This window comes from Mesobacillus sp. ABV4_180 (assembly GCF_056158485.1).
The window spans coordinates 3,029,151-3,052,249 of sequence record NZ_JBSWTJ010000001.1 but is presented as its reverse complement, the minus strand read 5'-3'; the positions used below and the strand labels follow the sequence as shown (position 1 = coordinate 3,052,249).

Sequence of the window (23,099 nt, the reverse complement as noted above, 5' to 3'; positions counted from 1 at the left end):
GAAGCAGGTGAAGCATGGAAACTGGAGCACTGCAGTCATTATTCAATCAAAAAGCAGCACACGCAGCAAGACCAGCTGCATTGCAGCCCGGCCAAATAATCAACGGCAAAATCATCAAGCTTTTTCCCGACCAAATCGCACAAGTACAAATTGGGAATCAAAAAATGATTGCACAATTGGAAGCACCGCTGTCGGCAAATGAAAGATACTGGTTCCAGGTTCAGCCTGGGGAAGGAAAGATCCATTTGAAGGTAATCGGTCCCGGTACAGATGATGTGAAGCAGACTGATGGCCTGTCAAAAATCCTCGGTGAGTTTTCAATGGCGCAAACAAAAGAGAATATCGAGTTAATTCGTTTTTTTGTCAAAGAACAGCTCCCTGTACATCGTGAAATTTTGCTCGAAGCATCAGCCTGGTTAAAAACCGTCGATTCTCGCAGCACGGGGCTAGAGGCATTGAAAATAGCCTTGAGCAGAGGACTTCCGATCAGTCAGGCGACATTATCCGCTCTTTATACTTCAAGTAAGGAGCCTTCTTTGCTCGGCTTGATGGAAACACTTCTTAAGGAGATGGAAGGACAATTTGAAAACGATACAAGTGCGAGATTAACGCGACTGCTGGATCAATTTCTTCCATCAAATAAATCATCAGTATCGCTTGCTGTGCCGACTGAGCTAATTGCCACTTGGATTAAAGGAAACAGAACAGAAAGCGAGACAGCTTACGGACTCCTTAAACAGTATTCAGCGCTCCCGGTTAAAAGCTCTGAGAATGTCGCTCTACAGCAGATGCTGGCAAATTTGCGCAGTGTTGCAGTCACAAAAGATGAACTGCCCGCTGAATTGAGCCTGGCAAAGGATATTCTGGCATCGTTGGAACGTGGAAACAGCAGCGCAGCAAAGCAATTGCTATTGCCTTTTATGGGTGAAGAAGCAGTTGAAGAAATCGTTCCCTCGTTGAAGATGTTAACTAGTGCTGACACCTCAGGAGAAAAATCAGCTGACAATGAAAGAATGCAGGCGTTCAAAACTTTATTGTCCGCATTGTTTTCAGGAAAATCCAATCCGGCAGCTTTAGAAGAGTCTTTGCCCATATTGCTTGGAGGCAAGGGGGATATACAGAGAGCGGGACTCGAGATGCTGAGGGCAGCTGGACAACTTCATGCTGATCTAGATAAAAATCAGCAGACAGAACTTCTTTTGAAAATAATAAATAAAGCAGAAGAGTCTGTGATCCTGCCGGAAACAGGGAGTGCCATACTATCGTCAGGCAGGATGAAATCCTTTCTGGAGGCGATTGGGCTGTCATATGAGCACCAGATCGCAGAAGTGTTTAAGGGTCAGGCCGATGAAAAGTTACAGGATGCAGATACGCTAAAAGCCCATCTTTTGCGTTTGTTAAATGAAAATCCACCACAGGCAGTGAAAGATACTGCTGAAAAGCTGTTAAACAAAGTAACTGGTTTCCAATTGCTGTCGCAAGAGTCTGGGCCCTTACAGCAGCTGGTTATGCAAATTCCTTTTGTTATGGACGGAAAAATGAATGAACTTACGATGCAATGGAGCGGCAAGAAAACGGAAGATGGCAAAATTGATGCAGATTTTTGCCGTGTTCTTTTCTACCTTAAGCTTAAGAACCTTGACGATACCATCGTGGACATGCAGGTACAAAACCGGATTTTAAGCATACAGGTTATAAATGAAAATCCCCTTTTGAAAAAATTATCTGAGCAATTAACGCCAGTGTTAAAAATTAAACTTGCTGAGATTGATTACCATCTATCAGCAGTGCAATTTAACGTCCCAGGCCAGGCGCAGCCTGGAGGGAAGCAACGCAGGATTGCCGATCTCTATCGGAGACAAGAGTACAGCGGGGTGGATTTGAAAATATGAAGCAGCCAAAACATATACGCAGGACAGCTGTAGCCCTCGGTTATAATCCGTCGAATATGGATGCCCCGAAAGTGATGGCGAAAGGCAAAGGGATTGTTGCTGAACAGATCATCGGGAAAGCGAAGGAGCATGATATTCCTATTCAGGAGGATCCGTCACTGGTGGAAGTATTAAGCCAGCTGGAGTTAAATGACAGGATTCCTGAAGAGTTATATCAGGCTGTGGCCGAAGTATTTTCTTTTATCTATCACCTTGATCAACAAGCAGGTAAATAAAAATAATATTTTCACAATGAAAACTAATGGAAATAGTATAGTTTTTTTACCTGATTTTTTCATATTGAAAGCCGGAAAACGCCTACACTCCGGCTTTTTTTGAAGTTATAAATTGGCTTTGAAACTTTTTTGCAATATTTAAAATGGCAAAATATTTAAATCATAATGGTAGACAATCAATATTTCATTATATAAAATGAAAGCGCAGTCTATTTTTTAAAAATTTAAATGAATTATATTTTCTACTTAGAGAACAAAAATCATCTGGAATGCTATTCTGGTCTATGATTTATTCGGTTTTCTAATAGATAGGAGGATGGGAAATGAATGTCCATGAGTATCAAGGAAAAGAAATCCTCAGAAAATATGGGGTAAAAGTACCGAATGGGAAGGTTGCTTTTACAGTTGAAGAAGCTGTTGAAGCAGCAAAAGAGCTAGGCTCATCAGTTGTGGTGGTTAAAGCTCAAATCCATGCTGGCGGAAGGGGTAAAGCTGGCGGTGTCAAGGTTGCGAAAAATCTTGATGAAGTGCGTACATATGCAACTGAAATCCTTGGGAAAACACTGGTAACTCACCAGACTGGCCCTGAAGGCAAGGAAGTTAAGCGCCTGCTGATCGAGGAAGGCTGCGACATCAAGAAAGAGTACTATATCGGCCTTGTGCTTGACCGTGCTACTTCTCGCGTTGTCCTTATGGCTTCTGAAGAAGGCGGAACGGAGATCGAAGAAGTTGCTGAAGCAACTCCTGAAAAAATCTTCAAAGAAGAAATCGATCCTGTGTTAGGCCTAATGCCATACCAGGCTCGCAGAATCGCATTCAATATCAACATCCCGAAGGAATTGGTGAACCAGGCTGTTAAATTCATGATGGGCTTATACAGCGCTTATATCGAAAAGGATTGCTCAATCGCTGAAATCAATCCTTTAGTTGTTACTGGCGATGGCCAGGTAATGGCTCTTGATGCTAAATTGAACTTTGATGCAAATGCTCTATATCGCCAGAAAGATGTCCTTGAGTACCGTGACCTTGAGGAAGAAGATCCAAAGGAAATCGAAGCATCCAAGTATGACCTGAGCTATATTTCTTTAGACGGAAACATTGGCTGCATGGTTAACGGTGCGGGACTTGCGATGGCGACTATGGACATCGTTAAGCATTACGGCGGAGACCCTGCCAACTTCCTTGATGTTGGGGGCGGCGCAACTGCTGAGAAAGTAACTGAAGCATTCAAAATCATCCTTTCAGATCCAAATGTTAAGGGTATCTTTGTTAATATCTTCGGCGGCATCATGAAGTGTGATGTAATCGCTACAGGTGTTGTGGAAGCAGCCAAGCAGGTTGGTCTTGAGGTTCCGCTTGTAGTTCGCCTGGAAGGTACTAACGTTGATCTTGGAAAACAGATTCTAAATGAATCTGGCTTGAATATCATCGCTGCTGAATCAATGGCAGACGGTGCTGAAAAAATCGTTTCATTAGTTAAGTAGGATCGAAAGGAGAGAATTTGACGTGAGCGTATTCATTAATAAAGATACAAAGGTCATTGTTCAAGGAATTACGGGTTCAACAGCCCTTTTCCATACAAAACAAATGCTTGAATATGGTACAAAAATTGTTGGGGGAACATCCCCGGGCAAGGGCGGTACAGAAGTAGAAGGCGTTCCTGTATTCAATACAGTTAAAGAAGCTGTAGAAGCTACTGGTGCTAACGCGTCTGTCATCTATGTACCTGCTCCATTCGCTGCAGATGCGATTGTGGAGGCTGTTGATGCAGATCTTGACTTGGCAATCTGTATTACTGAGCATATCCCGGTATTGGATATGGTTAAGGTAAAGCGTTACATGGAAGGTAAGAAGACTCGCCTTGTAGGCCCTAACTGCCCAGGTGTCATCACTCCTGAGGAGTGCAAAATCGGCATCATGCCTGGATATATCCATACAAAAGGCCATGTCGGAGTTGTATCACGTTCCGGAACATTGACTTACGAAGCAGTACACCAATTAACTCAAGCTGGAATCGGCCAGTCTACAGCAGTAGGTATCGGTGGAGACCCAGTAAACGGAACAAACTTCATCGATGTCCTGAAAGCATTCAATGAAGATCCAGAAACATATGCTGTCATCATGATCGGTGAAATTGGCGGAACGGCTGAGGAAGAAGCTGCTGAATGGGTGAAGGCGAATATGACTAAACCTGTTGTCGGCTTCATCGGCGGAAGAACAGCACCTCCAGGAAAGCGCATGGGTCATGCTGGTGCGATCATTTCTGGCGGCAAGGGTACAGCAGATGAGAAAATCCGCGTAATGAACGAATGCGGTATCAAGGTTGCTGACACTCCATCCGTTATGGGCGAAACACTCATCAGCGCATTAAAAGAAAATGGTCTATACGATAAGTGTAAAACTCACTAAAAAAACAATAAACAGTCCCTCTGTACAGAGGGGCTGTTTATTGATCATAAATATTCAAATAGGAGGTATTTATGGACCGAATAAAAAAGAAATTGTTCCATCTAGTACATAGCAAGCATGCAACCTGGAAAGCAATTTTTACAATCCTGAAATCAGATATCTTGTTGAAAAATATATATGAAGAAAATTACTATCACTCTTATACTCCACACACCTACAAACTGCTGAAAAGCCTGCATGACATCCCTGTCGATCATCTCCTCTCAGAATACTCCTCACAAAACATCAAACTTATATCCATTTTCGATGATGAATATCCAGAAAGGCTAAAGACAATCTATCAACCCCCGTGGCTTCTCTTTGCAAAAGGGGATATTTCTTTGTTAAAATGCGAGAAAAGTCTTGCTGTCGTTGGTTCAAGGGAAGCGACAGAATATGGGCTGAATGCAATAGAATATTTATTTCCCGAATTGATTGAAAAGCAGACACTCATCGTAAGCGGCCTTGCAAAGGGTATTGATGCTCATGCGCATAAAATAGCCATCAGACTTGGAGGAAAAACCATTGGTGTGATCGCCGGAGGATTTAATAAGATTTATCCAAAGGAAAATATCAAACTGGCAGAGTATATGATGGATAAGCAGCTTCTGCTGTCTGAATATCCCCCTTCCATGATGCCTATGAAATGGCATTTCCCGATGAGGAACAGAATTATCAGCGGCATCGCAAGGGGAACACTTGTGATTGAGGCAAGAAAGAAAAGCGGATCATTAATCACGGCAGATTTCGCATTAAATGAGGGACGTGAAGTATTTGCGGTTCCAGGCAGCATTTTGACACCGTATTCCGATGGTGTCCATGATTTGATTCAGCAGGGAGCGAAGCTGATAAAAAGTTCCCGGGATATTTTGGAGGAACTCGACGTATAATGTGGAATTATAATGGAACTACTGTATATAATTCATAAAAAAATGCCTTTTTATCTAATTTTTTTATTTTTAAACAAATTTTAACTACAAAAAGGTTGAAATAATTTTCATTCTGTTATACATTTTGCATCAGGTATTTTAAAATCCCCAAAGAACATGAAAACGGTTACTTATTGGTGAGATTTGACAATGTAATAATATGTAGACAATAATAATGATAATTTTAAACCTCTAAGGAGGACAATTGGATGTCGGAATTTTTAGTCATCGTTGAGTCGCCTGCCAAGGCAAAAACGATCGAGCGTTATCTGGGAAAAAAGTATAAGGTTAAAGCTTCCATGGGCCATTTGCGAGATTTGCCTAAGAGCCAGATGGGAATTGATATAGGAAACAATTTTGATCCAAAGTATATCACGATCAGAGGAAAAGGCCCTGTCCTAAAAGAATTGAAAACTGCCGCAAAAAAGGCTAAGAAAATCTATCTCGCGGCTGACCCCGACAGGGAAGGAGAGGCAATTGCCTGGCATCTTGCCCATAGCCTGGATGTTGATATCCATTCTGACTGCAGAGTAGTATTTAACGAAATCACCAAGGATGCTATCAAGGAATCATTCAAACATCCACGTGCCATCAATATGGACCTCGTAGATGCCCAACAGGCACGCCGCGTTTTAGACAGGCTGGTTGGCTATAATATCAGTCCATTATTATGGAAAAAGGTAAAAAAGGGGCTTAGCGCAGGCCGAGTACAATCCGTTGCATTAAGGATGATCATTGATCGGGAAAAGGAAATCAATGCTTTTGAGCCGGAAGAATACTGGACAATCGGTGCTGAATTCCTTAAGGGCAAGGATGCATTTGAAGCATCATTTTACGGAATTGATAATGAGAAGACAGAATTGAAATCCGAAGAAGATGTTAAGAGCGTTTTAAAAAAGGTGAAGGGAAATAAATTCACCGTTGAAACTGTTACGAAGAAAGAACGGAAACGAAACCCTGCACCGCCATTCATCACCTCTTCCCTGCAGCAGGAAGCAGCCCGAAAGCTTAACTTCAGGGCTAAAAAGACGATGATGCTAGCGCAGCAGCTTTATGAAGGTATTGATCTTGGCAAAGAGGGTACAGTCGGTTTGATTACTTATATGAGAACCGATTCTACAAGGATTTCAGAACTTGCCCAGGGCGAAGCACGCGAGTACATCAGTGGGGAGTACGGAGAAAATTTCGTACAAATAGAAGCCAGGAAAGACAAGAAGAAATCCAATGCCCAGGATGCTCATGAAGCCATCCGCCCTACCAGTACTATGAAAGTTCCTGAGAAATTAAAGGAATTCCTCTCCAGAGATCAGTACAGACTATATAAACTGATCTGGGAGCGGTTCATCGCCAGCCAAATGGCACCAGCAATCATGGATACGATGAGTGTGGATTTAAAGAATGGGCATGTCACTTTCCGTGCAACAGGTTCTAAAGTGAAATTCCCAGGATTCATGAAGGTTTATGTTGAAGGTAATGATGACCAGGTCGAAGAGAAAGACAAATTCCTGCCTGATTTAAAGGAAGGTGACGAGGTCGTCAAGAAGGACATTGAACCTAAACAGCACTTTACCCAGCCGCCTCCAAGGTATACAGAAGCGAGGCTTGTAAGGACGCTGGAAGAGCTTGGTATAGGACGTCCATCCACATACGCACCTACACTTGATACGATTCAGAAAAGAGGATATGTATCTCTTGATAATAAACGTTTTGTACCGACAGAACTTGGCGATGTCATCCATGAGCTGATGATCGAGTTTTTCCCGGACATCCTTGACCTTGAGTTCACTGCGAAGATGGAACAGGATCTCGACCATGTCGAGGACGGGAAGGTCAATTGGGTAAAAGTAATTGATGATTTCTACCGTGATTTTGAGAAACATCTTGAAATAGCGGAAAAGGAAATGCAGGAAGTTGAGATCAAGGATGAACCTGCCGGAGAGGATTGCGAGGCATGCGGATCTCCTATGGTCTTCAAGATGGGCAGGTATGGCAAGTTCATGGCCTGCAGCAATTTCCCTGATTGCCGCAATACGAAAGCGATCGTCAAGGACATTGGAGTTAAGTGCCCTAAGTGCGAAGAAGGCAATATCATCGAACGGAAGAGTAAAAAACGCCGGATTTTCTACGGCTGCGACCGCTTCCCAGAGTGCGATTTCCTATCATGGGATAAACCTCTTGCCCGTAAATGCCCTAAGTGCGACAAGATGCTTGTTGAGAAGAAACTCAAAAAGGGTGTTCAGGTTCAATGTACGGAATGTGATTACAAGGAAGAACCACAAAGCTAGAGTGAGCCAAGTGCTCACTCTTTGTGTTTGTTAAAAGAAAAATGAGCAATTCTCAGTCTATAACGAAACTTTTTTCTTTCTTTTTCGTAAAGGAAAGTGCAAAATGATACAGGTATCAGGGAAAAGTAAGTAAGATTGAGTATATTATAGAAGATTTATGTGAAGGCAGATGGTATAATAAATCTTTTGAAAAGGCTGTTACTTTGTATTTGCCTGTATTTAAGCAAAAATTGCTGCATCAAAGCCTGCTGTTACGATCTTTAACCATTTTATATAGCTATTGGAGGAAATACATATGTCTGAAGCAACAGTTAATGTCATTGGTGCCGGACTTGCCGGAAGTGAAGCTGCCTGGCAGCTTGCGGAAAGAGGCATCAAAGTTAAACTTTATGAAATGAGGCCAGTGAAGCAGACACCTGCTCACCATACAGATAAATTTGCGGAGCTCGTCTGCAGTAATTCATTACGTGCCAACACATTGACAAATGCTGTAGGTGTATTAAAAGAAGAAATGAGATTGCTTAACTCAGTGATCATCGGAGCTGCTGATGCCTGTGCCGTACCTGCTGGCGGTGCATTGGCTGTAGATCGTCATGAGTTTGCTGCGCATGTTACGAATCGTGTGAAAGAACATCCAAACGTTACGGTCATTAATGAGGAAATCACTGAAATTCCAGAAGGGCCGACAGTCATTGCCACAGGCCCTTTGACTAGCCCTGCTTTATCTGAGCAATTAAAGCAGCTTACTGGTGAAGAATATCTTTATTTTTATGATGCTGCGGCACCGATCATCGAGAAGGAAAGCATCGATATGGATAAAGTTTACCTGAAATCCAGGTATGACAAAGGAGAAGCAGCGTACCTTAACTGTCCGATGACCGAAGAAGAATTCGACAGATTTTATGAAGCATTGATTACTGCTGAAACTGTTCCTCTTAAGGAATTCGAAAAGGAAATCTTTTTTGAAGGCTGTATGCCAATCGAGGTTATGGCTCAGCGCGGAAGAAAGACAATGCTTTTTGGCCCGATGAAGCCGGTTGGACTAGAAGATCCGAAAACCGGAAAGCGCCCATTTGCAGTAGTGCAGCTTCGCCAGGATGATGCAGCAGGCACACTATACAATATTGTAGGCTTCCAGACACATTTGAAATGGGGCCCGCAAAAGGAAGTGCTGAAGTTAATCCCAGGTCTTGAGAATGCTGAAATCGTCCGCTACGGTGTTATGCACCGTAATACCTTCATCAATTCTCCTAAGGTATTAAAGGCGACATATCAATTCAGAAATCGCGATGATTTATTTTTTGCAGGACAGATGACTGGTGTAGAAGGGTATGTTGAATCTGCTGCAAGCGGATTGATTGCCGGCATTAACGCAGCCCGACTCGTGACAGGAGAGGAGCCAATGGAATTCCCTCATGAAACCGCGATGGGAAGCATGGCTCGTTACATCACGACAACAAATGCAAAGAACTTCCAGCCGATGAATGCGAATTTCGGACTTTTTCCAGACTTGCCAGTGAAGATCAAAGGCAAGCAGGAACGTAATGAGAAGCACGCTTCCAGAGCATTGGAAACAATTCAGAAATTTGTGAAAAATTTGTAATTTCACTTGCGGGGGCTATATAAATATGATACTATTTAGTAGCCCTTGCGAGGTGATAAGATGGAAGCAAATGTGAACAATTCTTTAAAGTTGTTTATAGAATATTTACAAATAGAAAAAAATTACTCACAATATACTATTGAACATTATCAACATGATATTAGGGAATTTTTTTTGTTCATGTCTGAACAAGGCCTGACTAGTTTGGATGATGTCGAGTATTCAGATACGAGGATCTATCTAACAAAATTATTTGATCAGCAGTTATCCAGAAAGTCGGTGGCGAGAAAAATTTCATGCATGCGGAGTTTTTATAAGTTCCTTTTGCGTGAAAAAATTTCATCAGATAATCCTTTTTCACTCGTTTCCATCCCTAAACTGGAAAAGCGCCTGCCTGATTTTTTTTATGAGGAGGAACTTTCCCAGCTGTTTATGGCTTGTGAGACTGAGACTCCGTCAGGAAAAAGGAACAAAGCACTTCTTGAACTTCTTTACGCTACTGGTATCCGTGTGGGGGAGTGCTGCAAAATACAGCTGAAGGATATAGATTTATCCTTATCCACTGTTTTAGTCAGAGGTAAGAGAAGAAAAGAAAGGTATGTGCCTTTCGGAAGCTTTGCGCATGATGCGCTTGAGGATTACATAAAGAATGGCAGACCGGCTCTGTTGAAGGATAAGGATGAACATGGCCAGCTTTTTGTGAATTTTCGAGGTGGACCGCTCACTGACCGGGGAATCCGGGAGATCCTAAACAAACTAATCGACAACTCTGCTCTGACGGGTAAGATTCATCCCCATAAACTCCGGCATTCCTTCGCTACCCATATGATGAGCAATGGGGCAGATATGAGGACTGTACAAGAGCTTCTGGGCCATGCGTTCCTATCATCGACTCAGGTCTACACTCATGTTACGAAAGAGCATTTACGAAATATTTATATGTCACATCATCCGAGGGCATAAGCCAGAAGGAGGACAAAGAAATGTCGGAATTCCACGCTACAACGATTTTTGCTGTTCAGCATAAAGGCCAGTGTGCTATGTCAGGCGATGGCCAGGTAACCTTTGGAAATGCAGTTGTGATGAAACATACAGCCAAAAAGGTCCGAAAGCTGTTTAATGGTAAAGTAATTGCAGGTTTTGCAGGTTCTGTTGCCGATGCATTCACATTGTTTGAGATGTTTGAAGGGAAGCTTGAAGAGTACAACGGGAATCTCCAGAGAGCAGCAGTCGAACTTGCCAAGCAATGGCGGAGCGACAAGGTCCTTAGAAGGCTTGAAGCGATGCTGATTGTCATGAATGAAACGGATATGCTGCTCGTTTCAGGCACTGGCGAAGTTATTGAGCCTGATGATGGCATTCTTGCCATCGGATCTGGTGGCAATTATGCCTTGTCTGCTGGCCGTGCATTAAAACTCTATGCAGGCGAACATTTGACTGCAAGGGAAATTGCGAAGTCGGCTTTGGAGATTGCTGCTGACATTTGTGTGTACACAAACCACAATATTATCGTAGAAGAACTGTAACGGAAAAGGAGTGTTGAGAGTGAAACAAACGACTAATTTAACTCCAAGGCAAATCGTAGAAAGGCTCGACCAATATATTGTCGGCCAAAAGGATGCTAAAAAAGCTGTTGCAGTAGCTCTAAGAAATAGATATCGCAGGGGCTTGCTTGCCGAAAACATCAGGGATGAAGTGATACCAAAGAATATCCTGATGATAGGACCAACTGGTGTCGGTAAAACAGAAATTGCCAGAAGGATGGCGAAATTGGTAGGTGCGCCATTTGTGAAGGTGGAGGCCACCAAGTTCACTGAAGTGGGCTATGTTGGCCGTGATGTGGAATCAATGGTCAGGGATTTAGTAGAAACCTCCATCAGACTTGTGAAGGAAGAGAAGATGCAGCGCGTCAAAGAACCGGCTGAAGAAAATGCCAACCGCCGCCTGGTTGAACTGCTTGTTCCGTCAGCGAAGAAATCAGTGAATTATAAGAATCCATTGGAAATGCTGTTTGGCGGTGGAGGACAGCCTGATCAAGAGTCCAGCCAGACAGAAGACCTGGGTCTTTATGAGAAGCGTAAGATCATCAAGCAGAAATTGGAGCTTGGTGAGCTTGAAGATGAGATGATCACTGTCGAAGTCGATGAGCAGGCTCCTTCCATGTTTGACATGCTGCAGGGTTCGGGCATGGAGCAGATGGGCATGAACATGCAGGATGCTTTAAGCGGCCTGATGCCGAAGAAGCGTAAGAAGCGTAAGCTGCCTGTACGTGAGGCCAGGAAGGTCCTCATCAATGAAGAAGCCCAAAAGCTTATTGATATGGATGAGGTGACACAGGAAGCGACATACCGGGCTGAGCAGGCAGGCATCATTTTCATCGACGAAATTGACAAGATTGCCAGCAAAAATTCCGGCAGTTCAAGCGCAGATGTTTCACGCGAGGGCGTTCAGAGGGATATCCTTCCGGTTGTGGAAGGATCCACAGTAAATACTAAATATGGCCCTGTAAAAACAGACCATATTTTATTCATTGCTGCAGGTGCTTTCCATATGGCGAAACCATCTGATCTGATTCCGGAATTACAAGGCCGCTTTCCAATTAGAGTGGAATTGACAAAGTTGACAGTAGAGGACTTTTACAGGATTCTTGTAGAACCGGACAATGCCCTTACAAAACAATATCAAGCTTTATTGGAAACAGAAGGTATACAAATTGAATTTTCTGACGATGCTATACGTAAGATAGCTGAAGTTGCGTATGAAGTGAATCAGAATACAGATAATATCGGTGCCAGAAGGCTGCAGACTATCCTGGAGAAGCTTCTGGAAGATCTGAGCTTCGAAGCTCCGGATATCAATTTGGAAAAAGTAGCGATCACTCCTCAGTACGTTGAGGAAAAACTTGGCGCTATTTCAAGGAACAAAGACTTAAGTCAGTTCATACTATAATGGTTTATCGTTTTAATACATACTCGATAGGGTAGACAAATAAAGGCTGCCTATTGTGCTAAAGTATTAAAACAAGCCAATGAAAATGGAATATATGCATTTTTGTTAAAGCAAATAGGAGGAAGAAACAATGGACTTACTATCAAAAACTAGAAAAATTAATGCTCTGCTCCAAAAAGCTGCCGGCAAACCGGTGAACTTTAAAGAAATGTCTGAAACGCTTAGCGAAGTGATCGAAGCGAATATCTTTGTTGTCAGCCGCCGTGGTAAGTTGCTGGGATTCGCAATCAATCAGCAAATCGAAAACGAGCGCATGGTTAAAATGCTTGAAGACCGTCAATTCCCTGAAGAGTACACGAAAAACCTTTTCAACGTCCAGGAGACATCTCCAAACCTTGACGTGAACAGTGAGTATACAGCTTTCCCAGTAGAAAACAGAGATCTTTTCAAAAATGGTCTTACAACAATCGTGCCGATCATCGGTGGCGGTGAGCGCCTTGGAACATTGATTCTTGCACGTTTGGAAGAACAGTTCCATGATGATGACCTGATCCTTGGTGAATACGGAGCAACAGTTGTTGGTATGGAAATCCTTCGTGAAAAAGCGGAAGAGATTGAAGATGAAGCGCGCAGCAAAGCTGTTGTCCAGATGGCGATCAGCTCTCTGTCTTACAGTGAGCTTGAGGCAATTGAGCATATCTTTGAAGAACTTAACGGAAAAGAAGGTCTGCTTGTTGCTTCCAAAATTGCGGACAGAGTCGGGATCACACGCTCTGTAATCGTTAATGCACTTCGCAAACTGGAAAGTGCAGGAGTAATCGAATCTCGTTCTCTTGGTATGAAGGGGACTTATATTAAAGTGCTAAATGACAAGTTCTTGTTTGAATTAGAAAAGCTTAAGAATAACTAAGAAATAAAAGTAAAACCCGCTGGAATGATTCCAGCGGGTTTTTTATTGACCTTAACAGGTATGAAAAAATGTAATTTTAAACGTGAAAATATTACAAAATTATTTCTCTTTTTTTACATGGTTCTAGCTTTGCGACAAATCATTTGAAAATTATCTAGAAAATTATAACTTCTCTAATAGGTAATTTAACCTTGTCAGCGCTGATGCACTCTCTAAATCTTGTATCGATTTTCCTACAATTTTATGTGGTTATTTACAGATAACTGGCGGTATTTAATAATTATATAAGTATAAGTAAATTAATAGGTATTTTATCCTATTTTAAAAAATGGGCAATATGCATGATAAAAATTAACTGAAAGTACATAGACAGATTATTTCAGATTCTTTACAATTAGGATTATGCAGACGTAATTCAACAAAGAATTACAAAGTTCAGCAAATTATACAGTGTGGCTAATGTGGGGTGCAAAATGAAATTGTTTTCGAACACAGTATCAACCCTCGAACACGCGTTAAATTATTCTTCTGCAAAACAAAAAGTTATTTCGCAGAATATCGCGAATGTTGATACGCCGAATTATAAAGCAAAGGACGTCACCTTTAAATCCGTATTTCAGCAGGCAATGGGGCAATCATTTGTAGCGAACAGGACAGATGCACGCCATTTTGAATTAACGACTGGAGCCAGCAGCAGTTCTGGAATCGTAACTAAGCGGAACGTAAATTATAACGAAAATGGAAATAGTGTTGATTTGGATAAAGAAATGGCCGATTTGGCAACGAACCAAATCTATTATAATGCCTTAACTGAAAGGATTAACGGAAAGTTCAATTCTCTCCAATCAGTCATAAGAGGAGGAAAGTAATCATGACAATTTTCCATAGCATGAACACGACTGCATCAGCACTAACAGCACAGCGGTTAAGAATGGATGTCATTTCTTCCAATATGGCAAATGTGGACTCCACAAGAGGAGCCAATGGTGAGGCTTATCGAAGGAAAATGGTCGTCCTTGCACCTAAAGAAGGTAACTTCTCTTCTTTTCTGAATAAGGCGATGGGCAGATCAACCGATGCAGGCGCTGGAAATGGTGTGAAGGTAACCAGGATTATGGAGGACAAAGATACTCCATTCAAAATGGTATTTGACCCTGAACATCCAGATGCTGATGCACAAGGGTATGTAGCTTATCCGAATGTCGATCCATTAAGGGAAATGGTGGATTTGATCAGTGCTACAAGATCATATGAAGCAAATGTTACGGTATTCAATGCTTCCAAAGGAATGATGATGAAAGCACTGGAAATAGGCAAGTAAGGAGAGATAACTGAATGAATACATCTGGAATTAATTCTGTCACTCAAATGGTCAGGCCATTTGAATCAAAAGCGTCTACTCCCACATCTACACCATACGAAGCACAAAAAAGTTTTACGTCCGTACTTAAACAATCAATTGAAAATTTAAATAAAAGTCAGCTTCAATCCGATGCCATGACCGAAAAGTTGGCACGCGGTGAAAATGTCGACTTGCACCAGGTAATGATTGCAAGCCAAAAGGCGAGCATCTCTTTACAAGCTACAATGGAAGTGAGAAATAAAGTCATCGAAGCATATCAGGAAATGATGAGAATGCAAGTTTAATAATTTTTGGCTAAAAACTAAGATTATATCGGTTATTAGCTGTATAAAAAGAAGAGACTTAATAACCGGGGGATTGAAATGAAAGAAACCGTTCAAAAGTATTTACATACAATGAAGGATTTCTGGCAAGGGCGCACCAGAAAACAAAAAATAAGTCTTGGTGCGTCTGTTTTCTTTGTTTTGGCAGTTGCGGGACTGACTGCGTTTTTCGCTACCAGGACTTCATTAGTGCCGCTCTACAGCAATCTTTCGCCTGCAGAGACTGGATCGATTAAAGAGAGTCTTGATGCAAGGGGAATACCATCGGAGATTGCCGATGGAGGAAAAACGATATTAGTCCCTGAGGAATCGGTTGATAGTTTGAAAGTCGAGCTTGCAGCAGAAGGAATACCGAATTCAGGAAGCATCGATTATTCGTTTTTCAGCCAAAATGCCGGACTTGGAATGACAGATAACGAATTCAATGTACTGAAACTTGAAGCAATGCAAACAGAGCTTGCTGATTTGATGAAAGGTATCGAAGGTGTGAATGATGCAAAGGTCATGATCAACATGCCTGAGAAAGGAATCTTTGTAAATGACAGTGCTGAACAGGCGTCGGCTTCTATTGTTCTGAATACGAGTCCGGGATACCAGTTCAAGGAAGAGCAAATTAGTTCGCTTTATCATCTAGTTGCAAAAAGTGTTCCAAATCTTCCTACTGATAATATCGTCATCATGAATCAGTTTTTTGAGTATTTTGATTTAAAAAATGAAAAAAATTCCAGCGGTGCATCTTTTGCTACTCAGCACGAAATTAAGCAGCAAATTGAAAGAGATGTCCAAAGACAAGTTCAAAATATGCTTGGCACCTTGATGGGCCACGACAAAGTTGTTGTCTCCGTTTCTGCCGATATTGACTTTACCCAGGAAAACAGGGAGGAAAACCTCGTAGAGCCTGTTGATAAAGAAAATATGGAAGGAATTGCGATCAGTGCACAAAGGATTACTGAGACATTCACAGGGAATGCCAATCAGGCTGAGGGCCTAACAGAATCTGGTGATCCAGCAGATGCTAATGGATCTCAATATCTTGAGGGATCTGGCGGTAATGGAGATTACGAGAAGGTAGAAGAAACGATCAATAATGAAGTTAGCAGAATCCGTAAAGAAATTACGGAAAGTCCATATAAGGTAAGGGACTTAGGGATCCAGGTGATGGTTGAACCTCCAACTCCGGATGATCCGAATTCATTGCCTCAGGAGAGAGTAGAAGACATAACTAGAATCCTTGGTACGATTGTCCGTACGACAATAGATAAAGAGGCTTTAGGAACAGAACTTACGGATGAAGTGATTGAAGACAAGGTTGTTGTATCCGTCCAGCCATTCAATGGAAAGGTAACATTTGAAAACACTGTTGTTGAAAAACTTCCATGGTGGGTGTACTTGGTTGGAGGGCTGTTGCTTGCAGCTATTGTGATCCTGCTGCTCCTATTTATGAGATCGAGAAAAAATGAAGTTGAAGAAGAATATGTTATGGAAGAAAAATTTGAACAAATCCGTGTCCCTGATGTGAACAAGGAATTTGAAACTGAAGGTTCTATGAAAAAGAAACAATTGGAAAAAATGGCGAAGGAAAAACCAGAGGATTTTGCAAAATTGTTACGTACATGGATTTCTGAGGATTAGGAGGGGGACAAATGGCAAGGAAAGACCAGAAGGAACTTACTGGGAAACAGAAGGCAGCAATCCTCCTTATTTCGCTCGGACCGGATGTATCTGCTTCAGTTTATAAGCATTTAAGTGAGGAAGAAATCGAAAAGCTAACTTTGGAAATATCAGGAGTGAAGAAAGTTGACTCTTTGGCTAAGGAAGAGATTCTGGAGGAATTCCACAATATCGCTTTAGCACAAGATTATATCACCCAGGGTGGCATAGGATATGCCAAGACGGTACTTGAAAAAGCATTAGGTACTGACCAGGCGGCTGTGATTATTAACCGATTGACGTCATCCCTGCAGGTAAGGCCTTTTGACTTTGCTCGAAAGGCTGACGCTGGTCAAATTTTGAATTTTATCCAAAATGAGCATCCGCAGACAATTGCCCTTATTCTGTCATATTTGGATTCAGCACAAGCTGGCCAAATTTTATCGGAATTGCCGCAAGAGGTCCAGGCAGATATAGCTCGCAGAATCGCAGTGATGGATAGTACTTCACCTGAAATTATTAATGAGGTAGAGCAAATTCTTGAAAGAAAGCTTTCAGCTACGGTTACGCAAGACTACACGCAGACAGGTGGAATTGAAGCAGTAGTTGATGTCTTGAACGGTGTTGACCGAGCGACTGAACGGACAATCCTTGATGCGCTTGAAATCCAGGATCCTGAGCTGGCTGAGGAAATCAAGAAGCGGATGTTTGTATTTGAGGACATCGTTACCCTTGATAATCGTGCAATTCAGCGGGTAATCCGGGATTGCGAAAATGAGGACCTCATGCTTTCTCTTAAAGTTTCCAGCGATGAAGTGAAAGAAATTGTCTTTAAGAATATGTCTAAACGTATGGTTGAAACCTTCCAGGATGAAATGGAATTTATGGGGCCAGTAAGATTGCGTGATGTTGAGGAAGCGCAGTCTAGGATTGTAGCGATCATCCGTCGACTCGAAGAAGCTGGTGAAATCGTCATTGCCCGTGGCGGAGGGGATGATATCATTGTCTAGGCTTATTAAGTCAAATTTCACCAGTACCTTATCATCTGAGAAAAAAGTCATTTCGATCCGAATGCTGGAACCATCAAACGAAGAAGAAGTAAATGTAGCATTCACATATACAGAAAGCGAAAAAGCAAGGATTCTTGAAGATGCAGCCAGAGAAGCTGAAAGAATTGTTTCAACTGCTGTTGCGGAAGCTGAACAGATTAGGCACCAAATTCAAAGAGAGCAGGAAAATTGGGACCAGCAAAAAGCGGCCCTGACCGAGCAAGCCATGCAAAACGGTTTTGAGCAAGGATTTGCGAAAGGGCAAAGCAGTGGATACGAGGAGTACAGAGAAACCATCCAATCTGCGAAAGAAATAATTGAAGCATCCAAACGGGATTACCATATCCATATAGCATCGTCTGAGAAGGTGATCCTTGACTTGGGAATGAAAATTGCAGGTAAGATCATCGGAGAAAAGATTTCTGGCGATGCCGAAGGTTTTCTCTCCCTGGTGAAAAGGGCGCTTAAAAATGCAAGAGATTATAAAGATATCCAACTGCATATCCATCCTGCACATTATCAGTTTCTGCTAGCCCACAAAGAAGAATTAATGGCGATATTTCCAAAGGAAATTGATTTTTATATTTTTCCGGATGATGATTTAAAAGAAGATTCATGCATTATAGAATCCGAAAACGGCAGGATTGATGCCAGTGTTGATAGCCAGCTGGAAGAGGTTAAACATAAACTTTTCGAATTTTTGGAGAGTGAGCAATCATGAAGGCTGTTGACTTATTGGAGCAAATAGATTTTATCGATAGCTTTAAACGTTATGGCCGTGTCAAAAGAGTGGTTGGATTAATGATTGAGTCACAGGGTCCCGAAAGCTCGATTGGTGATGTTTGTTTTATTCATGTTGGTACAAAGAAAAAGCGAAAGATTCAGGCTGAAGTAGTTGGGTTTAAAGATGAAAATGTGATCCTCATGCCATATACATCCCTGCATGATATATCACCTGGAAGTCTGGTCGAAACAACATTGAAACCACTTGAGATTAAAGCAGGGCCTGGGCTTATAGGTAAGGTCGTAGACTCCCTTGGTGTTCCCCTTGATCATTCAAGTCTTCCTAAGGGATTAGCATCAGTCCCTACTGAACAGGACCCACCAAATCCTTTGAGCAGGCCGCCAATCTCTGAACCTATTGAAGTTGGGGTACGCATGATTGACAGCCTGTTGACTGTTGGGAATGGCCAGCGTGTTGGGATATTTGCAGGAAGTGGAGTCGGAAAGAGTACCTTGCTCGGTATGATTGCGAGGAACACAAAAGCAGACTTGAATGTGATTGGACTGATTGGAGAACGCGGGCGTGAGGTCAGGGAGTTTATTGAACGGGATCTTGGACCGGAAGGATTGAAACGCTCTATTGTTGTAGTAGCCACTTCAGACCAGCCGGCGTTAATGAGGATAAAAGGAGCTTATACAGCTACTGCCATCGCGGAGTATTTTCGCGATAAGGGACTTAACGTCATGTTGATGATGGATTCTGTTACCCGTGTAGCCATGGCCCAGCGTGAAGTAGGGCTTGCTGTCGGGGAGCCTCCAACAACAAAAGGTTACACACCATCCGTTTTCGCTATCCTTTCAAGGCTTCTTGAAAGGACGGGAACAAATGAATTCGGTTCGATCACAGGCTTTTATACGGTGCTTGTAGATGGTGACGATATGAATGAACCTATAGCGGATACAGTCCGGGGAATCCTTGATGGTCACTTCGTATTAGACAGGAATTTAGCCAATAAAGGTCAATATCCAGCATTAAATGTACTCAAGAGCATTAGCAGGATTATGAACAATATTGTCAGCGAAGATCATACAAGGGCAGCTGAGAAATTAAGGGAACTTTTAAGTACTTATATCAATTCGGAAGATTTAATCAATATTGGCGCGTATAAAAAAGGTTCATCAGCAGAAATAGATGAAGCTATTATGAGATACCCGCAAATATTGAATTTCCTGAAGCAGGGCACAAGCGAAAAGGTATCAATGAATGAAAGTGTACAGGATCTGTTGCAATTAGTAAGGAAAGGTTGATGGTTCAATGCGGTATCATTATAAATTTGATAAAATCCTGTCGCTAAAATCCAGGGAGAAGGATGAGGCTCAAGTAGTTTATCAGGACTCGGTCAAAAAGTTTGAAGAAGCGGCTGACAAGCTTTATCACCTCCTTAAGAAAAAAGAAGATCTGGAAATCTTTCAATCTGATCGGTTGATTGACGGATTGCCAGTACAGGAAATGCGCCACCATCAACAATTTATCGGGAATCTAGAAAAATCGATTGCACATTATCAAAAGGTCGTCATGAACGCAAGGAATATTATGAACTACCAGCAAATGCAGTTGATGGAAAAGAACGTGGAAGTAAAGAAATACGAAAAAATAAAAGAGAAAGACCATCTTCAATTTCTTGCCGATGAAAAATTTGCAGAGAGCAAGATGATGGACGAAATCTCGATTCAGCAATATATGAACCGGGAAATTAGGTGATTGAATGGGACAGAGCATCGAAGAAAAAGAAAGTCAAAATGTTAATAAACTCCAATGGTTTTTGTTTGTCATTGCGATTCCGACAATGTTTGCAATCGTCATAGCACTGGTCGTTCTTTCATTTGCCGGAATTAATGTCTTCGAGACTGCAAAAGGGATAGGCAGTAAAGTTCCATTCCTGTCTGAGGTTATTGAAGGAGAACCACAGCCTTCAACTGAAGAATTTGAAAAGGAACTGATCAATCTGCAAGCAGAAATTAAAGACCGTGAAGCCAAAATGGAGCAATTGCAAGCGAAAATCGAAAGCAAGGATACACAGGTTAAACGGATGGAACTTGAAAAAGCTCAGCTGGAAGCCCAAATAGAAGAATTGACAGCAATCCAGGAAGAAAACAAGCGCGCTTTCAAGGAAATCGTCAAGACCTATGAAACGATGTCAGCTAAGAGTGCTGCTCCAATCATCGCAAAAATGGAAACCTCTGAAGCAGTGAAAATACTTACGAATATTAAGCCTGAAACACTTGCTGCCATAATGGAAAAAATGACAGTAGAAGAAGCTGCAAAGTATACAGAATTGCTCACGAACGAAACAGAAAACAATTAGCCATTCAGTATTTGGAAGGAGGTGAAAATATGGAAATCAGCGGTCTCGGTTTTTTCAATACAATTTCAGCCGGAAAGCATACAGGTTTAGAACAGACCGGAAAAATTGGCAGTTTCGCTGGCATAATGGCCTCTGCAGCCGCAGATAAAATCAATGCAAATTCAATCGGGTTAAAGCAAACTGAGGCTTCCTTCGAAAATTTGATTGAGTTGGTTGAGTTTTTACAGACAGATGATCTTCTAGAATTGGAAGATGGTATGAAGCTATTGGACATGCTTATTTCAGATCCGGCCAATTTAATGGGAAAAGCACTCGGTCACTTTGGATTAGATGGTGAGGACATGAAAGTCTTGATTCAAAAATGGACTGGTGAAGAAGGAAGCGAAGCCAATACCTTATCAACCGATGAATTAGTGGCATCATTAGCAAACTTGCTGAATGGAATGGTGAACCTTCCGAAGAATGAACTGGCTGCAAAGATGGAACCAAATGATTTTCAAGCTGTAAAGGCTCTAAAACTATATGTTCTGATGTCAAAATATGCTGATGGATTTGACTACAAAACTACATTTCCACTCAAAGAATCTATGCAGAATCTTGGTGAAATGCTTACAAGTATAATAAAATCCAGCAATGCTGGCAATAAAGCAGAATTCATACAACAACGTTTTACCCAGTTAGCTGCGGAGTTAAACATGAAAAATACCGGAAATAGCACTTTATCAGAGGGATATGGCTTAGTGGAAAATGTTTCGAGTCTCAAGACAGAAGGACCAGCAGGTACTGTTTCATTTCTTCCGCAGATGGCTAGGGCCGAACAATTAACCTTAATGATGAATAGTCCGGATAAGCCAGTATCAGCCGAACAGTTAATGAAGCAATTTGAATCCATTCTTTCTAAGTCGCAATTTTTGAATAGCGGCGGTACTCAAAAGCTATTCATCAAACTATTCCCTGAGCATTTAGGGAGCATCCGTGTGGAATTATTCCAGAAGGATCAAACGATGATGGCAAGAATCATCACTTCTACAGGTACAGCCAAGGATACTTTGGAAACTCATATCAATGGGCTTAAACAAGCATTTGCCGCCCAAAATATATCAGTTGACCGAATCGAGATAACTCAGCAGCCACAACATCAAGAACGATTCTTTAACAGAGATCCTCAACATCAACACAGGCAGCCTGACAGACAGGAACAGGAACATGAAAAGAAAGAAGAAATGGGTGACTTCAATCTTTCTTTTGAAGAAGCTCTGCTAAATATGGAAGTATAGGTGATCTAGTTATGGTAAATTCAATTAATTCTTCCTATTTGCTATCGAACCTCCAGCAGGAAAGGAAAGCAGGTTCAGATATCCTGGGGAAAGATGATTTTTTGAAAATCCTTATGACACAGCTTCAAAATCAGGATCCAATGAATCCGATGCAGGATAAGGATTTCATTGCCCAGATGGCAACGTTCTCTACTTTGGAACAAATCACGAATATGGGCAAATCAATTGACCGATTTGTGCAGGCAGAACAACAAAACAAAATGATTTCATACAGCCAATTTGTTGGCAAGGAAATTACCTGGCACAAGATTGAAGAAGTGAATGGTCAGGAATCGATCAAACAAGGTAGTGGCAAAGTAGCATCCGTGCAATTTAAAGAGGATACAGTTTCATTTTTACTTGAGGATGGCACAGAGCTTGAGCCCGCAAATATATCCCAGATCAACGAACTTTCAAGTGAAAATCAAATGCTTCAGGCAAGCATGCTGATTGGGAAATCAGTCACGTATCTTGATGCAAACAATCAAGAGAAGTCAGCTATTGTCCAGTCAGTGTCTTTTAAAAATGGAAAAACATCCTATTTATTAAACGATGAGAACAGTACAAGTATTGTTTCTTCTCAAATTACAAAGATTCAATAATAAGGGAAGTGGTGTGATGGATAAGGCAGGTTTCCGGCCGATTCAATCATTGCCTGTTAGCAGGAACCACCAACAGCCTGTAAAACATAATCAGTTAACACATGGATCTTTTTCATTGCAGCTGCATTCAGCGATTCAGGCAAAGAGTAAGCTGACAATCAGCAAGCATGCCAGTGAGCGTCTGGAACAGCGCGGAATCGAAATATCCCAGGATCGCTGGAACAGGATTGAAGAAAAAGTGAATCAGGCTAAAGCTAAAGGCGTGAGTGATTCGCTCGTGCTATTAAAAGAAGCAGCACTTATTGTAAGTGCGAAAAATAATACTGTGATTACTGCAATGGGAAGACAGGAAGCTGCAGAACAGATTTTTACCAATATCAATGGAACCATTGTCATGGAAAACTAAAATGGAATAG

23 protein-coding genes are annotated in these 23,099 nt (G+C 41.8%); all 23 read left to right on the top strand.

The window, feature by feature from the left end; genetic code table 11:
* Positions 1-14 precede the first annotated feature (14 nt).
* The 23 genes from ACXAEA_RS15670 (at position 15) to ACXAEA_RS15560 (ending at position 23,089) form a co-directional block, all read left to right on the top strand.
* Complete coding sequence (locus tag ACXAEA_RS15670; protein WP_475096813.1) at positions 15-1,892, top strand: hypothetical protein; 1,878 nt, start codon at positions 15-17, stop codon at positions 1,890-1,892.
* The gene (locus ACXAEA_RS15665; protein WP_475096812.1) at positions 1,889-2,167 is read left to right on the top strand and encodes an EscU/YscU/HrcU family type III secretion system export apparatus switch protein; all 279 of its coding nucleotides are present in this window, start codon (positions 1,889-1,891) and stop codon (positions 2,165-2,167) included. Before ACXAEA_RS15670 ends, ACXAEA_RS15665 begins: the two co-directional genes overlap by 4 nt.
* 323 nt (positions 2,168-2,490) lie before the next feature.
* A complete protein-coding gene (sucC, locus tag ACXAEA_RS15660) occupies positions 2,491-3,651 on the top strand; it encodes an ADP-forming succinate--CoA ligase subunit beta (RefSeq protein WP_475096811.1) in 1,161 nt (386 codons plus the stop codon).
* Positions 3,652-3,673: 22 nt separating this feature from the next.
* Positions 3,674-4,576, top strand: a complete 903-nt coding sequence (gene sucD / locus ACXAEA_RS15655; protein ID WP_475096810.1) for a succinate--CoA ligase subunit alpha — start codon at positions 3,674-3,676, stop codon at positions 4,574-4,576.
* 71 nt (positions 4,577-4,647) lie between these two features.
* The gene (gene dprA, locus ACXAEA_RS15650) at positions 4,648-5,505 is read left to right on the top strand and encodes a DNA-processing protein DprA (protein ID WP_475096809.1); all 858 of its coding nucleotides are present in this window, start codon (positions 4,648-4,650) and stop codon (positions 5,503-5,505) included.
* A 248-nt stretch (positions 5,506-5,753) separates the two neighbouring features.
* The gene (gene topA, locus ACXAEA_RS15645; protein WP_475096808.1) at positions 5,754-7,829 is read left to right on the top strand and encodes a type I DNA topoisomerase; all 2,076 of its coding nucleotides are present in this window, start codon (positions 5,754-5,756) and stop codon (positions 7,827-7,829) included.
* 295 nt (positions 7,830-8,124) lie between these two features.
* Positions 8,125-9,432, top strand: coding sequence for an FADH(2)-oxidizing methylenetetrahydrofolate--tRNA-(uracil(54)-C(5))-methyltransferase TrmFO (gene trmFO, locus ACXAEA_RS15640; RefSeq protein WP_475096807.1), 1,308 nt, complete (start codon positions 8,125-8,127; stop codon positions 9,430-9,432).
* Between the two features lie 60 nt (positions 9,433-9,492).
* The gene (xerC, locus tag ACXAEA_RS15635) at positions 9,493-10,395 is read left to right on the top strand and encodes a tyrosine recombinase XerC (RefSeq protein ID WP_475096806.1); all 903 of its coding nucleotides are present in this window, start codon (positions 9,493-9,495) and stop codon (positions 10,393-10,395) included.
* Between the two features lie 20 nt (positions 10,396-10,415).
* Entirely contained in the window at positions 10,416-10,958 is a 543-nt protein-coding gene (gene hslV / locus ACXAEA_RS15630) for an ATP-dependent protease subunit HslV (RefSeq protein WP_475096805.1), read from the top strand.
* A gap of 19 nt (positions 10,959-10,977) precedes the next feature.
* Positions 10,978-12,381, top strand: coding sequence for an HslU--HslV peptidase ATPase subunit (gene hslU, locus ACXAEA_RS15625; RefSeq protein WP_475096804.1), 1,404 nt, complete (start codon positions 10,978-10,980; stop codon positions 12,379-12,381).
* A gap of 130 nt (positions 12,382-12,511) precedes the next feature.
* Positions 12,512-13,291: a GTP-sensing pleiotropic transcriptional regulator CodY gene (codY, locus tag ACXAEA_RS15620; RefSeq protein WP_475096803.1), complete on the top strand. Its 780-nt coding sequence runs from the start codon at positions 12,512-12,514 to the stop codon at positions 13,289-13,291.
* 473 nt (positions 13,292-13,764) lie between these two features.
* A complete protein-coding gene (flgB, locus tag ACXAEA_RS15615; protein WP_475096802.1) occupies positions 13,765-14,160 on the top strand; it encodes a flagellar basal body rod protein FlgB in 396 nt (131 codons plus the stop codon).
* A gap of 2 nt (positions 14,161-14,162) precedes the next feature.
* Positions 14,163-14,612 carry a flagellar basal body rod protein FlgC gene (flgC, locus tag ACXAEA_RS15610; protein ID WP_475096801.1) on the top strand — a complete coding sequence of 150 codons (450 nt, stop codon included), beginning with the start codon at positions 14,163-14,165 and terminating at the stop codon, positions 14,610-14,612.
* 47 nt (positions 14,613-14,659) lie between these two features.
* Entirely contained in the window at positions 14,660-14,938 is a 279-nt protein-coding gene (gene fliE, locus ACXAEA_RS15605) for a flagellar hook-basal body complex protein FliE (protein ID WP_475098142.1), read from the top strand.
* A 78-nt stretch (positions 14,939-15,016) separates the two neighbouring features.
* Complete coding sequence (gene fliF / locus ACXAEA_RS15600; protein WP_475096800.1) at positions 15,017-16,609, top strand: flagellar basal-body MS-ring/collar protein FliF; 1,593 nt, start codon at positions 15,017-15,019, stop codon at positions 16,607-16,609.
* A gap of 11 nt (positions 16,610-16,620) precedes the next feature.
* On the top strand, positions 16,621-17,637 hold the full coding sequence (fliG, locus tag ACXAEA_RS15595) for a flagellar motor switch protein FliG (RefSeq protein ID WP_475096799.1): 1,017 nt from the start codon (positions 16,621-16,623) through the stop codon (positions 17,635-17,637).
* Positions 17,621-18,397, top strand: a complete 777-nt coding sequence (fliH, locus tag ACXAEA_RS15590; RefSeq protein WP_475096798.1) for a flagellar assembly protein FliH — start codon at positions 17,621-17,623, stop codon at positions 18,395-18,397. Before fliG ends, fliH begins: the two co-directional genes overlap by 17 nt.
* Positions 18,394-19,707: a flagellar protein export ATPase FliI gene (gene fliI / locus ACXAEA_RS15585; protein WP_475096797.1), complete on the top strand. Its 1,314-nt coding sequence runs from the start codon at positions 18,394-18,396 to the stop codon at positions 19,705-19,707. Before fliH ends, fliI begins: the two co-directional genes overlap by 4 nt.
* A gap of 7 nt (positions 19,708-19,714) precedes the next feature.
* A complete protein-coding gene (gene fliJ / locus ACXAEA_RS15580; RefSeq protein ID WP_475096796.1) occupies positions 19,715-20,161 on the top strand; it encodes a flagellar export protein FliJ in 447 nt (148 codons plus the stop codon).
* A 4-nt stretch (positions 20,162-20,165) separates the two neighbouring features.
* Positions 20,166-20,765 (top strand): MotE family protein, encoded by a 600-nt coding sequence (locus ACXAEA_RS15575; RefSeq protein ID WP_475096795.1) that lies wholly within the window; start codon positions 20,166-20,168, stop codon positions 20,763-20,765.
* A 29-nt stretch (positions 20,766-20,794) separates the two neighbouring features.
* A complete protein-coding gene (locus ACXAEA_RS15570) occupies positions 20,795-22,042 on the top strand; it encodes a flagellar hook-length control protein FliK (RefSeq protein ID WP_475096794.1) in 1,248 nt (415 codons plus the stop codon).
* A gap of 11 nt (positions 22,043-22,053) precedes the next feature.
* On the top strand, positions 22,054-22,683 hold the full coding sequence (flgD, locus tag ACXAEA_RS15565; protein ID WP_475096793.1) for a flagellar hook assembly protein FlgD: 630 nt from the start codon (positions 22,054-22,056) through the stop codon (positions 22,681-22,683).
* Between the two features lie 16 nt (positions 22,684-22,699).
* Positions 22,700-23,089, top strand: a complete 390-nt coding sequence (locus ACXAEA_RS15560) for a TIGR02530 family flagellar biosynthesis protein (RefSeq protein WP_475096792.1) — start codon at positions 22,700-22,702, stop codon at positions 23,087-23,089.
* Positions 23,090-23,099: the final 10 nt, after the last annotated feature.

What these genes read in the sequence shown, in the direction of transcription:
- hslV (WP_475096805.1), top strand. Translation starts at nt 10,416, where the DNA reads ATGTCGGAATTCCACGCTACAACGATTTTTGCTGTTCAGCATAAAGGC.
- sucC (WP_475096811.1), top strand. Translation starts at nt 2,491, where the DNA reads ATGAATGTCCATGAGTATCAAGGAAAAGAAATCCTCAGAAAATATGGG.
- trmFO (WP_475096807.1), top strand. Translation starts at nt 8,125, where the DNA reads ATGTCTGAAGCAACAGTTAATGTCATTGGTGCCGGACTTGCCGGAAGT.
- fliG (WP_475096799.1), top strand. Translation starts at nt 16,621, where the DNA reads ATGGCAAGGAAAGACCAGAAGGAACTTACTGGGAAACAGAAGGCAGCA.
- flgB (WP_475096802.1), top strand. Translation starts at nt 13,765, where the DNA reads ATGAAATTGTTTTCGAACACAGTATCAACCCTCGAACACGCGTTAAAT.
- fliF (WP_475096800.1), top strand. Translation starts at nt 15,017, where the DNA reads ATGAAAGAAACCGTTCAAAAGTATTTACATACAATGAAGGATTTCTGG.
- codY (WP_475096803.1), top strand. Translation starts at nt 12,512, where the DNA reads ATGGACTTACTATCAAAAACTAGAAAAATTAATGCTCTGCTCCAAAAA.
- ACXAEA_RS15560 (WP_475096792.1), top strand. Translation starts at nt 22,700, where the DNA reads ATGGATAAGGCAGGTTTCCGGCCGATTCAATCATTGCCTGTTAGCAGG.
- ACXAEA_RS15570 (WP_475096794.1), top strand. Translation starts at nt 20,795, where the DNA reads ATGGAAATCAGCGGTCTCGGTTTTTTCAATACAATTTCAGCCGGAAAG.
- flgD (WP_475096793.1), top strand. Translation starts at nt 22,054, where the DNA reads ATGGTAAATTCAATTAATTCTTCCTATTTGCTATCGAACCTCCAGCAG.
- fliI (WP_475096797.1), top strand. Translation starts at nt 18,394, where the DNA reads ATGAAGGCTGTTGACTTATTGGAGCAAATAGATTTTATCGATAGCTTT.
- flgC (WP_475096801.1), top strand. Translation starts at nt 14,163, where the DNA reads ATGACAATTTTCCATAGCATGAACACGACTGCATCAGCACTAACAGCA.
- fliH (WP_475096798.1), top strand. Translation starts at nt 17,621, where the DNA reads ATGATATCATTGTCTAGGCTTATTAAGTCAAATTTCACCAGTACCTTA.
- topA (WP_475096808.1), top strand. Translation starts at nt 5,754, where the DNA reads ATGTCGGAATTTTTAGTCATCGTTGAGTCGCCTGCCAAGGCAAAAACG.
- xerC (WP_475096806.1), top strand. Translation starts at nt 9,493, where the DNA reads ATGGAAGCAAATGTGAACAATTCTTTAAAGTTGTTTATAGAATATTTA.
- ACXAEA_RS15575 (WP_475096795.1), top strand. Translation starts at nt 20,166, where the DNA reads ATGGGACAGAGCATCGAAGAAAAAGAAAGTCAAAATGTTAATAAACTC.
- fliE (WP_475098142.1), top strand. Translation starts at nt 14,660, where the DNA reads ATGGTCAGGCCATTTGAATCAAAAGCGTCTACTCCCACATCTACACCA.
- fliJ (WP_475096796.1), top strand. Translation starts at nt 19,715, where the DNA reads ATGCGGTATCATTATAAATTTGATAAAATCCTGTCGCTAAAATCCAGG.
- ACXAEA_RS15665 (WP_475096812.1), top strand. Translation starts at nt 1,889, where the DNA reads ATGAAGCAGCCAAAACATATACGCAGGACAGCTGTAGCCCTCGGTTAT.
- dprA (WP_475096809.1), top strand. Translation starts at nt 4,648, where the DNA reads ATGGACCGAATAAAAAAGAAATTGTTCCATCTAGTACATAGCAAGCAT.
- ACXAEA_RS15670 (WP_475096813.1), top strand. Translation starts at nt 15, where the DNA reads ATGGAAACTGGAGCACTGCAGTCATTATTCAATCAAAAAGCAGCACAC.